This is a genomic window from Aciduricibacillus chroicocephali, assembly GCF_030762805.1.
GTDB lineage: Bacteria > Bacillota > Bacilli > Bacillales > Amphibacillaceae > Aciduricibacillus > Aciduricibacillus chroicocephali.
Map to the genome: position 1 here is coordinate 42755 of NZ_CP129113.1, position 14811 is coordinate 57565.

At 44.0% G+C, this 14811-nt stretch carries 15 protein-coding genes; all 15 read left to right on the forward strand.

Annotation, left to right across the window (positions count from 1 at the left end):
- Nucleotides 1–32 precede the first annotated feature (32 nt).
- Nucleotides 33–602 carry a ribonuclease M5 gene (rnmV, locus tag QR721_RS00235; RefSeq protein ID WP_348028093.1) on the forward strand — a complete coding sequence of 190 codons (570 nt, stop codon included), beginning with the start codon at nt 33–35 and terminating at the stop codon, nt 600–602.
- Entirely contained in the window at nt 592–1467 is an 876-nt protein-coding gene (rsmA, locus tag QR721_RS00240) for a 16S rRNA (adenine(1518)-N(6)/adenine(1519)-N(6))-dimethyltransferase RsmA (RefSeq protein WP_348028095.1), read from the forward strand. Before rnmV ends, rsmA begins: the two co-directional genes overlap by 11 nt.
- A gap of 63 nt (nt 1468–1530) precedes the next feature.
- A complete protein-coding gene (gene yabG / locus QR721_RS00245) occupies nt 1531–2406 on the forward strand; it encodes a sporulation peptidase YabG (RefSeq protein ID WP_348028097.1) in 876 nt (291 codons plus the stop codon).
- A 207-nt stretch (nt 2407–2613) separates the two neighbouring features.
- Nucleotides 2614–2880 carry a biofilm formation stimulator Veg gene (gene veg, locus QR721_RS00250; RefSeq protein WP_348029748.1) on the forward strand — a complete coding sequence of 89 codons (267 nt, stop codon included), beginning with the start codon at nt 2614–2616 and terminating at the stop codon, nt 2878–2880.
- 162 nt (nt 2881–3042) lie between these two features.
- A complete protein-coding gene (locus QR721_RS00255) occupies nt 3043–3225 on the forward strand; it encodes a small, acid-soluble spore protein, alpha/beta type (RefSeq protein WP_348028099.1) in 183 nt (60 codons plus the stop codon).
- A 441-nt stretch (nt 3226–3666) separates the two neighbouring features.
- The gene (gene ispE / locus QR721_RS00260; protein WP_348028101.1) at nt 3667–4518 is read left to right on the forward strand and encodes a 4-(cytidine 5'-diphospho)-2-C-methyl-D-erythritol kinase; all 852 of its coding nucleotides are present in this window, start codon (nt 3667–3669) and stop codon (nt 4516–4518) included.
- A gap of 93 nt (nt 4519–4611) precedes the next feature.
- On the forward strand, nt 4612–5421 hold the full coding sequence (gene purR, locus QR721_RS00265) for a pur operon repressor (RefSeq protein ID WP_348028103.1): 810 nt from the start codon (nt 4612–4614) through the stop codon (nt 5419–5421).
- A 125-nt stretch (nt 5422–5546) separates the two neighbouring features.
- Nucleotides 5547–5840, forward strand: coding sequence for a septation regulator SpoVG (gene spoVG, locus QR721_RS00270; RefSeq protein ID WP_348028105.1), 294 nt, complete (start codon nt 5547–5549; stop codon nt 5838–5840).
- Between the two features lie 273 nt (nt 5841–6113).
- Entirely contained in the window at nt 6114–7484 is a 1371-nt protein-coding gene (gene glmU / locus QR721_RS00275) for a bifunctional UDP-N-acetylglucosamine diphosphorylase/glucosamine-1-phosphate N-acetyltransferase GlmU (RefSeq protein WP_348028107.1), read from the forward strand.
- 16 nt (nt 7485–7500) lie between these two features.
- Nucleotides 7501–8454 (forward strand): ribose-phosphate diphosphokinase, encoded by a 954-nt coding sequence (locus tag QR721_RS00280; RefSeq protein ID WP_348028109.1) that lies wholly within the window; start codon nt 7501–7503, stop codon nt 8452–8454.
- Nucleotides 8455–8616: 162 nt separating this feature from the next.
- Entirely contained in the window at nt 8617–9252 is a 636-nt protein-coding gene (locus QR721_RS00285) for a 50S ribosomal protein L25/general stress protein Ctc (RefSeq protein WP_348028111.1), read from the forward strand.
- A 174-nt stretch (nt 9253–9426) separates the two neighbouring features.
- A complete protein-coding gene (gene pth, locus QR721_RS00290; RefSeq protein ID WP_348028112.1) occupies nt 9427–9993 on the forward strand; it encodes an aminoacyl-tRNA hydrolase in 567 nt (188 codons plus the stop codon).
- 99 nt (nt 9994–10092) lie between these two features.
- Nucleotides 10093–10326 carry an anti-sigma-F factor Fin gene (gene fin, locus QR721_RS00295; protein WP_348028114.1) on the forward strand — a complete coding sequence of 78 codons (234 nt, stop codon included), beginning with the start codon at nt 10093–10095 and terminating at the stop codon, nt 10324–10326.
- A 71-nt stretch (nt 10327–10397) separates the two neighbouring features.
- Nucleotides 10398–13922: a transcription-repair coupling factor gene (mfd, locus tag QR721_RS00300; RefSeq protein ID WP_348028116.1), complete on the forward strand. Its 3525-nt coding sequence runs from the start codon at nt 10398–10400 to the stop codon at nt 13920–13922.
- A gap of 184 nt (nt 13923–14106) precedes the next feature.
- Nucleotides 14107–14640, forward strand: a complete 534-nt coding sequence (spoVT, locus tag QR721_RS00305; protein ID WP_348028118.1) for a stage V sporulation protein T — start codon at nt 14107–14109, stop codon at nt 14638–14640.
- Nucleotides 14641–14811 lie beyond the last annotated feature (171 nt).

The following is a 14811-nucleotide window of genomic DNA, read 5'->3' on the forward strand; positions in this document are numbered from 1 at the left end:
AAAGGCATTTTGAAATAGAAAGAGGAGTCCATTTGAAAATAAAAGAGGTTATTGTAGTAGAGGGTAAGGACGATACAGCGAAGATTATTGAAGCAGTCGATGCTGATACAATTGAAACACGTGGTTCTGCTATCAACAAGAGCATCATGGAGCGGATTCGGCATGCGAAAGAGAAGCGTGGTGTCATCATATTCACTGACCCCGATTATCCAGGTGAGCGAATTCGCCGTCTGATTGATGAAGCAGTCCCTGGCTGCAAACATGCTTATTTGACACAGGATGCTGCTCGGGCCAAGTTCCCTGAAGGTAAAAGCCTTGGTATTGAGCATGCATCTATTGAGGCAATACGTGAGGCGCTTTCGGGTGTATATGAAGTAAAGGAAATGGTACAGTCGGAGATCGAACAGGGAGACCTGATCGCTTATGGACTGCTTGGCGGTAAACATGCAAGCAAGCGTCGGGAACGAATCGGCGAATTGCTGAAACTCGGACATACGAATGGCAAGCAGCTCCTTAAAAGGCTGCAAATGTTTCAGATTACAAAGCAAGAATTCGAAAGTGCTTGTGAGCAAGTACTGAAGGAGGAAGAAGATGACAGGTAAACCGTTTGTTGCGACTCCAGCTAGAACGAAGGAAATTTTGAGCAAGTATCAGTTCACCTTTAAGAAAAGCCTAGGCCAGAACTTTCTTGTAGATGTTAATATTCTTAGCAATATTATTCGCCATGCGGGGATTGATAAGTCATGTGGTGCAATTGAAGTTGGCCCTGGTATTGGTGCCCTTACCGAGCAACTGGCAATCCATGCTGACAAGGTTGTTGCATTTGAAATTGACCAGCGCCTGTTGCCAGTCCTGGAAGATACTCTGTCCGATTATGACAATGTGCGCGTTATTCATCGTGACATACTTGAAGCAGATGTAGCAGCCGTCATTAAGGAGCAGTTCGAGCCAGAACAGCCAGTGCATATTGTTGCCAATTTACCATACTATATAACGACGCCGATTTTGATGAAACTGCTGCGTGAAAACTTGTCTATCAGCAGCCTGACCGTTATGATCCAAAAGGAAGTCGCTGAGCGTATGGCTGCAGTGCCGAGTACAAAGAGTTACGGTTCACTATCAATTGCTGTCCAGTATTATACTGAGGCAAAGGTTGTCATGAACGTGCCAAAGACTGTATTCATGCCCCAGCCAAACGTGGATTCAAGCATTTTGCGACTTGTTATGCGTGATAAACCTCCAGTAGAAGTGAACGATGAGGACCAATTCTTCGATATTGTAAAGGCAAGTTTTTCACAGCGACGTAAAACATTGCTTAACAATTTGACAAGTTTCTGGAATGGTCGCCTGGACAAGGATGCAATCAGCGCAGTACTAGAAGCAGCGGGAATCGATGGACGCCGTCGTGGTGAATCATTGAACATGCAGGAATTTGCTGACTTAGCAAATGCTTTCACTGGAAAGTAGGCACATAACCTTCTGTACCTTGCATATGATGTTTTATTCACCCGAAGCAGCGAGGTGTCAGGAATGGTTTTTTCAATAGGTGATTGTGTTACGAGGAAGTCCTATGGGCATGATTTGCTTTTCAGAATTGCGTCGTTAAGTGCGACTGAAGCAATTCTGCACGGAGAGGAAGTACGTCTTGAAGCTGATGCGCCCCTTGAAGATTTGCAAATTGTAGAAGAGCGCGACTTGAAGCGTAGAAAGCATGCTTTGCAGAAGAAGGAAGAGAGTTCTTACAAATTGTTTAGGCAGGACTATAAGCTGATGAAGGAAAAGCGGGACTATGCAAATGCGACCGGATATGAGCATAATACGCCGTCCTTCCAGTTACCTGTTAAGGTCCTTCACGTTGATGGCGACCCGGAGTATTTAAAGAAATGCCTCGCCTTGTATAAAAGACTTGGATTGAAGGCATATGGCATCCATATGCAGGAGAAAGAAATGCCGGAGCAGGTCGCAGCACAGCTCAGGCAAATTCGTCCTGATTGCCTTGTAATTACTGGGCATGATTCTTACTCAAAGAACAAAGGGAGCAAACATGATGCCCGTGCATATCGTCACTCGCGTTATTTTGTCCGGACTGTTCGGGAAGCACGGGAAATCGAGCCGGATCTGGATAAGCTGATCATCTTTGCAGGTGCTTGCCAATCCAACTTTGAGTCGCTGATTGGGGCAGGTGCCAATTTTGCAAGCTCCCCGTACCGAGTCAACATCCATGCGTTGGATCCTGTGTACATTATGGCAAAGGTAGCGTGCACTTCATTTATGGAAAGAGTCAAGGTTTGGGATGTCCTGCGCAATACGCTGACAGGTGAGAAAGGTATGGGTGGGGTTGAAACAAAAGGCTTGCTCAGAACAGGATTACCTTATATCCCCCCAGCGTATTCGGAAAATGAATAAGGAGCAAAATGGCAGCTAGGAAACCAGTTGACACGTTCCTTCCCACTAAGCTTCTGTGCAAAACGTACAAAAAACATCGCGTTCCTTATCAAACTGTATAAAATGAGACATTTGTTATTGACATGTAAAAAGGGATATTGATATAATATTATATTTTATTTGACCAACTGTTGAATATATGTTACAATTAAGGCAGTGAGGTGGGGTATAGTGAAATCATTAATCGAGATCAAGCAGACTCTTGATGGCCAGATTGGGAAACGTTTGCAGCTGACTGCCAATGGTGGTCGTAGAAAAACGGTTATCCGTTCCGGGGTCCTCGCGGATACGTATCCATCGGTATTCGTTGTTGAACTGGATCAAGACGAAAATGCATTCGAACGTGTTTCCTATAGCTATGCTGACATTTTGACCGAAGCCGTAGAAATTAACTTCCTTGATGATTTAACTACAGCAATGGCTGCCGAGCAGTAAACCATTCCGGTTTACTGCTCTTTTCTTTTTCCAAATAATGAATCCCTCAACTTTCCATGTGTTCTCATGCCGAATTTGCACAAGCTAGGATTGTCGTTAAACAGCTTTACAGAGCACTCATAAAGTGCTCTAATCCTAGACAATTTGAAAGGGGACATTTGCATGGCCAGACGAGGCGGCATCATGTCAGACCAATTAAAAGAGGAAATTGCTAAGGAACTGGGCTTTTACGACACTGTACAGAAAGAGGGCTGGGGAGGCATCAGGGCGAGAGACGCTGGAAACATGGTGAAACGAGCCATCGAAAAAGCCGAAGAAGCAATCGCGCAAAAAGGACACAGCTAAATGGAAAAAACAGGAAGCCCGGCCAGGCTTCCTGTTTTTATTTTTATGCTTAAGTATTTGAAGAATCTTAAACTGCACTTTTTAACGAGTTTTCATCATATAGGTTCAAATTGGCAGTCGCTTTCACACTTGGTTTTATCCAGCAAAGAGCTCCTAGAGACTGGCGTCACAAGTCTTTCCCTTCCAAGGTTCCAAAAGCAGAACCTTTCCAGTGAAATGCTTGTGAGCTACGTCTCTGAGCAGTCGCTTTTACACTTAGTAATGTCATCCGGTTCAAGCTCCTAGAAGCTGCCGACATAAGCAGGGTTGTTGCAAGTTTGCAAAGTACACAAACTTTACACAATCCTGCTTATGCGTTCGCTTCTGAGCAGTCGCTTTCACACTTGGTTTTATGTTAATATCTACTTAACATTTTTGTTTTTTAAAGGGGGGAGGTTTTGGATGGTTCTTTATGAGAAGGCTCCGGCAAAGGTGAATTTGCTGCTTGATGTGCTTGGTAAGCGGACGGATGGGTATCATGAAGTGGCAATGGTGATGACAACAGTTGATTTGTTTGACCGGTTGGAGTTTCACGAGCTAAAGGAAGATAGGATTGAAGTATTGCTGGAAAGCCGGTTTGTTCCAAGCGATGAACGGAATTTGGCTTATAAAGCCGCAGCTGCATTAAAGAAGAAGTATGGAATCAAGGAAGGGATTCAGATTAAAATTGAAAAAAGCATTCCTGTTTCAGCAGGACTTGGCGGAGGAAGCAGTGATGCAGCTGCAGTTCTAAGAGGTCTGAATCGTCTTTGGTCACTAAATCTATCGAATGATGAGCTTGCAGATTTGGGAGCCGGAATTGGTTCAGATATTCCTTTCTGTGTACATGGCCGTACTGCTCTGGCGACCGGTCGAGGGGAGAAAATCCAGGAGCTTCCATCGCCACCGCCATGCTGGGTAGTGCTGGCTAAACTGGATATCGGTGTTTCTTCCCGTACTGTTTTTGAAAACTTGGAATTGGACGGTATTCCACATCCGAATCTTGAACGAATGCTCAAGGCAATTGAGGATAAAGATTTTGCAGGAGTTTGCGCTAACCTGGGAAATGTGCTGGAGTGCGTGACGTTGGATCTTCATCCGGATGTGGCAACTTTGCGTAAAAGGATGGAACAGCTAGGGGCAACAGGTGTCCTGATGAGCGGAAGCGGGCCGACAATTTACGGACTTGTTTCTCAAGAGGCGAAAGCCCACCGTCTATATAATGGGTTGCGAGGATTTTGTGATGAAGTCCACGTTGTTCGTATGCTCGGTTAAATTGTTAATTTGATTATAAGCCGACATTCAATTGCCGAAATACGTATAATAGTGTTATATTATTTATAAATATTCGGTTTTTGGGGTGCAAATATGAAAAGAAGTCAGCGTTTAGTCGCTTTGACAAATCATTTTTTGGAAAGTCCATTTGAACATGTCCAGCTTCCTTATTTTTCAAGTAAGTTTAAGGCGTCCAAATCCTCTATTAGTGAGGACCTGGATATCATAGATGATATGTTTCGCAATGAAGGGATCGGCTATTTGAAACGTATCGCCGGGGCTTCGGGTGGTGTTAAATACATCCCTGATTATCCTAAAGAGAAAAGTATTGAGATCATTGATGAGTTATGCCGTCTTTTGGAGGATCCGGTAAGAATTTTGCCAGGCGGATATTTGTACATGAGTGACATTCTTGGTGATCCGAAAACTGTACGCAAAATCGGCCGTGTTTTTGCTTCGGCCTTTGCCCATCTCGATATTGATGTGGTCATTACAGTTGCTACTAAGGGAATACCGCTTGCTTATGCAGTTGCAACATTTCTTGACGTACCCGTGGTCATTGTACGGAGAGATACAAAAGTGACAGAAGGCTCTTCAGTTAGCATCAACTATGTCTCAGGCAATTCACGAATTCAGACAATGGTATTGCCAAAGCGCAGCTTGAAAGAAGGCTCGAATGTATGCATCATTGATGATTTCATGAAAGCTGGGGGAACGATTACTGGCATGAAGAGTTTACTGGAAGAGTTCCATGCAAATGTGAAGGCAATTGGTGTTCTTGCTGAAGCTGATGATGAAGAGGATGAGCGTGTTGTTGATGACTATACATCACTTCTCAAAATTACGAACGTGGATACAAGAGGAAAACAGATTGAAGTAAAGCGAGGAAATTTTAATAGTTGAATTGGACAGGAGATTGTTTCTCCTGTCCAATTTTCTTTTTTTTGCAATTTTTTTTTGATAAAAAAGAAGGAATCCCTTTTTCTTTGTAGAATTATACAAACAACCAAAGAAAAGGGGTGTACAATATGGAAGTTACTGACGTAAGATTGCGCCGAGTAAATACAGACGGAAGAATGCGCGCGATTGCATCCATTACATTTGACGAGGAGTTTGTTATCCACGATATCCGTGTAATTGATGGCAACAGCGGACTATTTGTAGCAATGCCTTCAAAGCGCACACCGGATGGGGAATTCAGAGATATCGCACATCCGATCAATTCTGGTACACGAGCGAAGATTCAGGACGCTGTACTTGAAGCTTATGAGCGCGCTGGAGAAGAAGAAGCAGTTGAACTCGAAGAAATTGGCGTTTCTTGAATTTTAAAAAGAAAGCGCTATCAAACAACAAGGTCTACTCCAAGAGTTAGGCCTATTTTTTTGTCCGAAAATCCTCTTTCCCAGCCCCAGCATCAATTCACCTCTCCCCAGTACGATGCCGCATTTGTTGAAACAGCGTTCCATTTAAGATATATTCAGTATGGTTGGTGGACTTATTGCCAGTTAATTGGGGAACATAAAAGATATTTTCATAATATAGAGAACTGCCGTCGTACTTAAAGGGCAGTTATTTTCATGGGAGGAGCAACTCAGATGTCAAATCGTTTTGCAGTAATTCTTGCTGCGGGAAAAGGTACCCGAATGAAATCGAAATTATATAAAGTGCTGCACCCGGTCATGGGGAGACCGATGGTTCAGCATGTAATCACACAGCTTCAGCCAGTTGATCTTGAGGAAATTGTAACAGTGGTCGGTTTTGGTGCGGAGCAGGTCGCAGAAGTTGTTGGCGACGCAAGCAAATTCGCAATCCAGGAAGAACAGCTGGGCACAGGCCATGCCGTACAACAGGCTGAGGAAGTTATCGGCAGCAAAGAAGGAACAACAATTGTAGTATGCGGAGATACACCACTTATTACAGCAGAGACATATCAGGCATTGTTTGAGCATCATGAAAAAGAAGGCGCGAAGGCGACAATCCTGACAGCTTGTGCTGATAATCCTGCGGGCTACGGTCGTGTCATTCGTGATGCTGATGGAGAAGTGTCACGAATTGTTGAGCATAAGGATGCGAATGCTGAAGAACTGAAAATAAATGAAATCAACACGGGTACTTATTGTTTTGACAATGAATTGCTATTTGCAGCCCTGAAAAATGTTTCTAATGAAAACGCCCAAGGTGAATACTATTTGCCGGATGTCATTGAGATTTTGCGTGAACAAGGTGAGAAAGTCACTGCATTTATGACTGGTGATTTTGCCGAGACTTTAGGTGTCAATGATCGGGTGGCGCTTGCGGAAGCAGAGAAGACAATGAGAAGAAGAGTGAATGAGCAACATATGCGCAATGGCGTTTCCATTATTGACCCAGAAAATACTTATATTGGTCCAGATGTGGAAATTGGGCAAGATACGGTCATACATCCGGGTACAGTCATCTCTGGGGAGACAAAAATTGGTTCTGAATCCGTTATTGGACCGAACAGTGAAATTATTAATTGCATCATTGGAGATTGTACAACTGTAAAGCATAGTGTAGCGGCTGACAGCCGTATCGGTGATAAGGTAAATGTCGGCCCGTTTGCCCACTTGCGTCCGCAATCAGATATTGGAGATGAAGCGAAAATCGGCAACTTCGTCGAAATTAAGAAGTCGGAAATTGGCCACGGCAGCAAAGTTTCACACCTGAGTTATATAGGAGATTCCGAAGTTGGGAAGAAAGTTAACGTCGGATGTGGTACAATTACAGTAAACTATGATGGCCAGAATAAATTCGTAACGAAGATAGAGGATGAAGCCTTCATCGGCTGTAACTCAAATCTTGTTGCGCCTGTTTCAGTAGGTAAAGGGGCTTATGTAGCAGCTGGGTCGACTATTACTGCTAACGTGCCAGCAGATGCTATGTCCATTGCCAGGTCAAGACAGACGAATAAAGAAGGCTATGCCTTAAAACTGAAAAAAGATTAACGGAGGGTATTATTTCATGACATCTCGCTACAAGGATCCATCACTGAAGTTGTTTTCTCTTAATTCCAATCATAAGCTGGCAGAGGATATTGCGGCACATATCGGAACACCGCTCGGTAAGTGTTCTGTAAATACTTTCAGTGATGGCGAGATCCAGATCAACATTGAAGAAAGCATTCGCGGGTGTGATGTTTACGTTATCCAGTCAACATCTGCTCCGGTGAACCAGCATCTTATGGAAGTGCTGATCATGATCGATGCATTGAAACGCGCATCTGCACGTTCTATCAACATCGTCATGCCTTATTACGGCTATGCAAGACAGGACCGGAAAGCTCGTTCACGTGAACCGATTACAGCTAAATTGGTGGCAGATCTTCTTGAGACAGCCGGTGCTGACCGTGTCATCACGCTTGACTTGCATGCACCGCAGATCCAGGCATTCTTCGACATTCCAATCGACCATCTTCAGGCAGTCGGCCTACTCTCCGACTACTTTGCATCCAAGCAGCTTGAGGATATCGTTGTTGTATCTCCGGATCACGGCGGCGTTACAAGAGCACGTAAGATGGCCGATCGCCTTAAGGCACCAATCGGCATCATTGACAAGCGACGTCCACGTCCGAATGTAGCAGAAGTCATGAATATCGTTGGTAATATCGAGGGAAGAACAGCTATCCTGATTGATGATATCATTGATACAGCAGGCACAATTACACTTGCTGCCAATGCTTTGATTGAGAATGGTGCGAAAGAAGTTTATGCATGCTGTACGCATCCGGTTCTTTCTGGACCTGCGATTGAGCGCATTGACAACTCTGCAATCAAGGAGCTTGTTGTAACGAACACGATTACATTGCCAAGCGAGAAAAATATTGAAAAAATCACCCAGCTATCCGTAGCACCGCTCATCGGCGAAGCGCTTATTCGCGTCCATGAGCAACAGTCAGTCAGCAGTCTTTTCGATTAATGCAGATTAGATGCATTGGAATTGGGGTATAGCTTATGTATGGCCCGCTTACAGATTTACATAAAAGCGGAGTGAATGCAGTTTAAAGGTATTCCTGAATTTGTTTGCATTAAACTTGAGGGACTAACCCTCAGGTGTCTAAATAATTGGAGGATGATGAACATGGCAGTCACACTTAGTGCAAAATCAAGAGAAAATTTGAAGAAATCAGCTACGAAACACATTCGCAAGGAAGGACTTGTTCCTGGAGTCGTATACGGCAGGGAAGAAGCTTCGCAACCGATTTCCATCAATGAACTTGAGCTTGTCAAAACGGTGCGAGATGAAGGGAAAAATGCAATCATTTCACTAAATGTGGAAGGGAGCAAATCCTTCGATGTCATGCTTCATGACTATCAGATGGACCCAATCAAGAATGAACTGACTCACGTTGATTTCTTTGTAGTCAACATGTCTGAGGAATTGGAAGCGACTGTACCAGTCCAGGTGGTTGGAGAAGCAAAAGGCGCCAAAGAAGGCGGAGTCCTTCAGCAGCCAGTCTTTGAGCTTGTCGTCAGTGCCAAACCTAAGGATATTCCAGAAACAATTGAAATTGACGTCAGTGCACTTGAAATCGGTGATGTTCTGACAGTCGCTGATTTGCCAAAAGATGCAAATTACAGAGTGGTTGACGATTCGGATTCGACACTTGCGACAGTAACAGCACCAACTGTTGTTGAAGATACAGATACTGCTGACGCAGAAGGAAGTGCCGAGCCGGAACGTGTAGGTGAGAAAAAAGAAGAAGCTGCAGAATAATCCATGCCTGCTTCTTACGATAAAGAGAAAGCAATGCGGACAGGTACCGTGCATGTCGAAACAACAGACTATGCGCGGTACCGAGTCCGCTGTTTTCCATGTACAGGGATTGCGAGGCATCTTATTTAGGTGAATGCAATTCATTGATTTTAACTAATAGAAAGAGGATAAACTATGAAATGCATTGTTGGCCTCGGAAACCCGGGCAGAAATTATGCGAAAACCAGACATAATATCGGCTTCATGGCTATTGATGAACTTCTAGACCGTAACGGCTGGAAGCTCGATAAATCAAAGTTTAATGGAATTTATGCACTTGAACATTTCTATGGGGATAAAATAATCCTTCTGGAACCGCAAACTTACATGAATCTTTCTGGTGAATGTATTCGTCCGCTTATGGACTTTTATGATATACCAATTGAGGATCTGATTGTAATTTATGATGATCTGGACTTACCTTGCGGAGAAATCCGTTTACGTGAAAAGGGAGGCCATGGTGGTCATAACGGTATTCGCTCCATGATTGATCATTTGGGGACTAAGGATTTCAAGCGTATACGTCTTGGAATTGGGCGTCCTAGAGGTGGCATGGCTGTTTCAGATTACGTACTCGGCACTTTTTCTAAAGATGAGACAGAATTGGTCGGGGCCAGTGTCAAGCTTGCAGCTGATGCATGTGATGCTTTTCTTAAGAAGCCTTTCCCTGAAGTCATGACTGAATTCAATACAAAAGCATAGCGGCGACTGCCTGCGCATATGTTTCAGATGTATGCAAGCGCTGCCTCCGGGGTAAACTAGAGAACAATCATTTTGGATATTCTTCAGGAGGTTCAGCCAATGGCCATCATCTACTACAAATGCAGGCATTGTCAACAGGAGATTGGTAAGCTGGAAAAACGGGAAGTCGACGCATCAATGCTCGGTCTCCATGTGCTTTCAGATTCGGAAAAAAGTGAAATGATCGAACACGCAGAAAGTGGTGAGATGCACATTAGGTCAATTTGTGATCAATGTGAATCCACATTAAAGAAATATCCGCAATACTATGAACTTGATTATTTTATACATTAAAAGCATATGACAAAAACGCTTTGGTCTCTTGAACCAAGGCATTTTTGTGCTTTCCATGCAGGGGGTTTGACATGAAAGGGATTATACAATTGCTTCAGGAAAAAGAAGACTTCCGCTCCATTGTCGATGGATTCAAGGGAGGAATGAAAGAACAGTTGGCTGCTGGTTTGTCCGGCTCTGCACGCAGCCTGCTCGTGTCAATGCTTGACGCGTCATTGAAAAAGCCCGTACTGATTGTTACACATCAGCTTTCCCAGGCACAGCAACTCTATGATGATCTAAGTGAGCTTGCGGGACGCGATCATGTCCATCTTTATCCGGTGAATGAGCTGATTGCATCGGAAATTGCTATTGCCAGCCCTGAGTTAAAAAGTCAGCGCATTGATGCCTTAACGGCCTGGTCCAAGTCGGACTCGGGTATTTTGGTAGTACCAGTTGCTGCATTGAAGCGAATATTGCCGCCTGTTGAATACTGGTCTTCTTATCAGCTCAGGTTCGTACTTGGCGAGGATATCCCTATTGATGATTATCTGACATCTCTCGTTGATATGGGATATGAACGGGTGCCCATGGTTACAGCACCTGGTGAGTTCAGTGTGCGTGGCGGTATTATTGATATTTATCCAATTACAAGTGCTAATCCAGTTCGTATTGAGCTTTTTGATGAAGAAGTTGATTCAATTCGCTATTTCGACGCTGATACACAGCGTTCTCTTGAAAAACTCGAACAGATTTTGATTGAACCTGCTTCTGAAATGCTTGTCACCCACCGTGATATGAAAGCCGCGTCGGAAAAGCTGGAGGCGGCATATGAGGACACCTTTAAGAAACTGAAAACTCAGGAAGAGAGAGATAAGCTTGACGCTTCCATGCTTCACGATATTGAGCGGCTGAAGCAAGGAGAACATTTCCAGGAGATGTATAAGTATGCGAGTTATTTATACGAGAAACCTGCTAGCCTGCTTGATTATTTGCCGAAGCAGGGATTGATTGTATTCGATGAATTGAGCCGTATCCAGGAAACAGCTCATCATTTAGACAAGGAAGAGGCAGAATGGCAAATTAGCCTGCTTGAATCCCAACAGCTTGTTCCAGGAAGCAGGCTTTCCTTTGACTGGGAAACAATTCGCTCCTCGTTCAAGCATCAGCGTCTATATTTGTCCGTATTCCTACGTCATATTCCGAATACGCAGCCTGAGAACATCATTAATCTGTCCTCGAGGGCGATGCAGGAATTCCACGGGCAAATGAGTTTGCTTAAGACGGAAATGCAACGCTGGGAAAAGGGTGGTTTTTCTGTCGTTATTCTCGCAGCCGATCATGAGCGGGCGGAGAAAGTCCATTCAATTCTAGGAGACTATGATATTGAAGCAACTGTTACGGATGATCTGGAGTTTCCGCTCCAAATACCAGTAATTGTTACAGGCAGTCTTTCCAATGGTGTTGAACTGCCGATGCACAAACTCGTGCTTTTAACAGATCAGGAATTGTTTAAAATGAAGCCGAAACGGCGAAAGCGCCGACAGAAAATTTCCAATGCCGAACGGATTAAGAGCTATCAGGAATTGAAAGTCGGTGACTATGTCGTCCATGAAAATCATGGGATCGGAAAGTACATCGGTATTGAAACGCTTGAAATGAACAAGATGCACAAAGACTATATGCTCATCAAGTATTCTGGAGATGATAAACTCTTTGTGCCAATTGACCAGATTGATCTCGTCCAAAAGTTTGTCGGATCGGAAGGCAAAGAGCCTAAACTGTACAAGCTTGGCGGAACTGAGTGGACAAAGGTTAAACGTAAGGTTCAGACTACTGTTGAGGATATAGCTGACGATCTTATTAAACTTTATGCCGAGAGAGAAGCTCGCAAGGGTTATGCTTTTTCGCCGGATTCGGACATGCAGCGTGCTTTTGAAACGGCGTTCCCATACCAGGAAACAGAGGATCAGCTCCGTTGTATTGAAGAAATCAAAATAGATATGGAAAAGGCGCGTCCAATGGATCGCTTGCTCTGTGGAGACGTAGGTTATGGCAAGACGGAAGTAGCAATTCGTGCTGCCTTTAAAGCAGTCGCGGATGGCAAGCAAGTTGCAATCCTTGTGCCGACAACAATTCTTGCCCAGCAGCATTTCGAAACGATTCAGGAGCGATTCCAAGATTATGCGATCAATATTGGCCTTCTAAGTCGTTTCCGTACGAAAAAACAGCAAACTGAAACGATTGAAGGTTTGCGTAAAGGTCTTGTAGATGTCGTTGTCGGGACACACCGTCTGCTGTCCAAGGATATTATCTATAAGGATCTTGGATTGCTTATTGTCGATGAAGAACAGCGTTTTGGTGTGAAACATAAGGAGAAAATTAAACAGTTAAAAACAAATGTCGATGTGCTGACTCTTACAGCTACGCCGATTCCGCGTACACTTCATATGTCAATGCTCGGTGTCCGTGATCTTTCTGTTATTGAGACACCGCCGGAGAACCGTTTCCCAATCCAGACATATGTCATGGAGTATAATCCTGTATTCGTAAGAGAAGCAATAGAGCGGGAAATGGCACGAGGAGGGCAGGTTTTCTACCTCTATAATAGAGTGGAAAATATCGAACGTGTCGCACAGGAAATCGGAACACTCGTAGAAGGTGCACGGGTCGGTTTTGCTCACGGTCAGATGAATGAGTCTGAATTGGAGAACGTCATGCTTGGTTTCCTTGAAGGTGAATTCGATGTCCTTGTCAGTACGACAATCATTGAGACCGGAGTTGACATTCCAAATGTAAACACTCTTATCGTTCACGATGCTGATAAGATGGGTCTCAGCCAGCTCTATCAGCTGCGCGGCAGAGTCGGACGTTCCAATCGTGTAGCATATGCCTATTTCACATACCAAAAGGATAAAGTGCTAACAGAAGTCGCCGAAAAACGTCTTCAGGCAATCAAGGAATTCACGGAACTTGGTTCTGGATTCAAGATAGCAATGCGAGACTTATCAATCCGAGGTGCAGGGAATCTTCTCGGTTCTCAACAACATGGGTTTATCGACTCGGTTGGTTTCGACATGTATTCGAAAATGCTTAAAGATACAATTGATGCTAAAATTGCAGGCAAGGAAATCGATGAAGTACGGACATTTGAGCCAGAGCTCAATTTGCGTATTGATGCTTATATTCCGGATTCTTATATCTCGGATGAGAAGCAGAAAATCGATATTTATAAGCAGTTCCAAGCGTTGGAAAATAGCGAGGATGTCATTGCGCTTCGTGAAGAGATGATTGATCGTTTTGGTGATTATCCTCAGGAAGTAGAGAACTTGTTCATCGCAACTTCACTTAAAATGGCGGCCAAGGCAGAACGTGTTGAAACGATCATTGAGAAGCCGCAGCAGATTGATTTGCGCATAGAAGAGGCTCGCAGCAAGCAAATTGACGGTTCGAAGTTGTTCGATATGGCAACGGAATTCGGCAGAAATGTTCAGCTCGGTACAGAGAAAAACAATCTGAAAGCTGTTTTCAAATGGAAGAAGGAGAGCGCGGAAGAACGCTATGAGCTTGTCCGGAAATTCATTACAAAGCTGGAGGGACTTAATCGCGCAGAATAATTCCTCCGCTTGCATGCATACTTCACTGGAGATGATTCATACTAACATCACAGCTGGTTTATTTTGCACTTCATAAAGCAAATAGGAAACAGAGGCAGGAATCAGCCGCTGCCGACTTATCTGTTTTCCAGGAATGAAGGAATCATAAGACCAAACATCATGTGAAAGTGAGGCTCCAAGAGGTATGAAAGCAACAGGTATTGTAAGGCGCATTGATGATCTGGGCAGGGTCGTCATTCCAAAGGAGATCAGGAGGACACTCCGCATCCGGGAAGGAGACCCGCTTGAGATTTTTGTCGACCGAGAAGGTGAAGTAATCCTTAAGAAGTACTCTCCAATTCATGAACTTGGTGCGTTTGCACAGGAATACGCCGATGCACTGTTTGATTCACTGCAGAATCCGGTATTCATTGCAGATCGTGATGAGATCATTGCCATTGCAGGGGAATCAAAGAAAGATTATTTGAACAAAAGCATCAGTAGAGATATTGACCGTATGATTGAAGCGCGTCAACCTCAGTTGTATTCTGAAAACAAGAAACTTGAAATTGTTGATGACAGAGAAGAAGAACTTGCCGCGTATTGTGTAAGCCCGATTATTGCCAATGGAGATCCAATCGGTTGTGTTATGATTTTCTCCAAAGAAGACAAGCTTGGGCTTGTGGAGGAAAAGTCGATCGTTACGGCGGCTAGTTTTCTTGCGAAGCAAATGGAGTAGAAAGCAATGTATGGACAAATTGCGGCTGAACCAGCGCATTTTGTCCATTTTTGCTTTTTAGAAACATGGTTCTTTCAGAATTCCGGTTTCAAGACAATCATTTCCCATACTTAGCTGTCAAAAGACCCTTGGAAAGGGCTATGCTATAATAAGGTAAAGATTGTAAAGAGG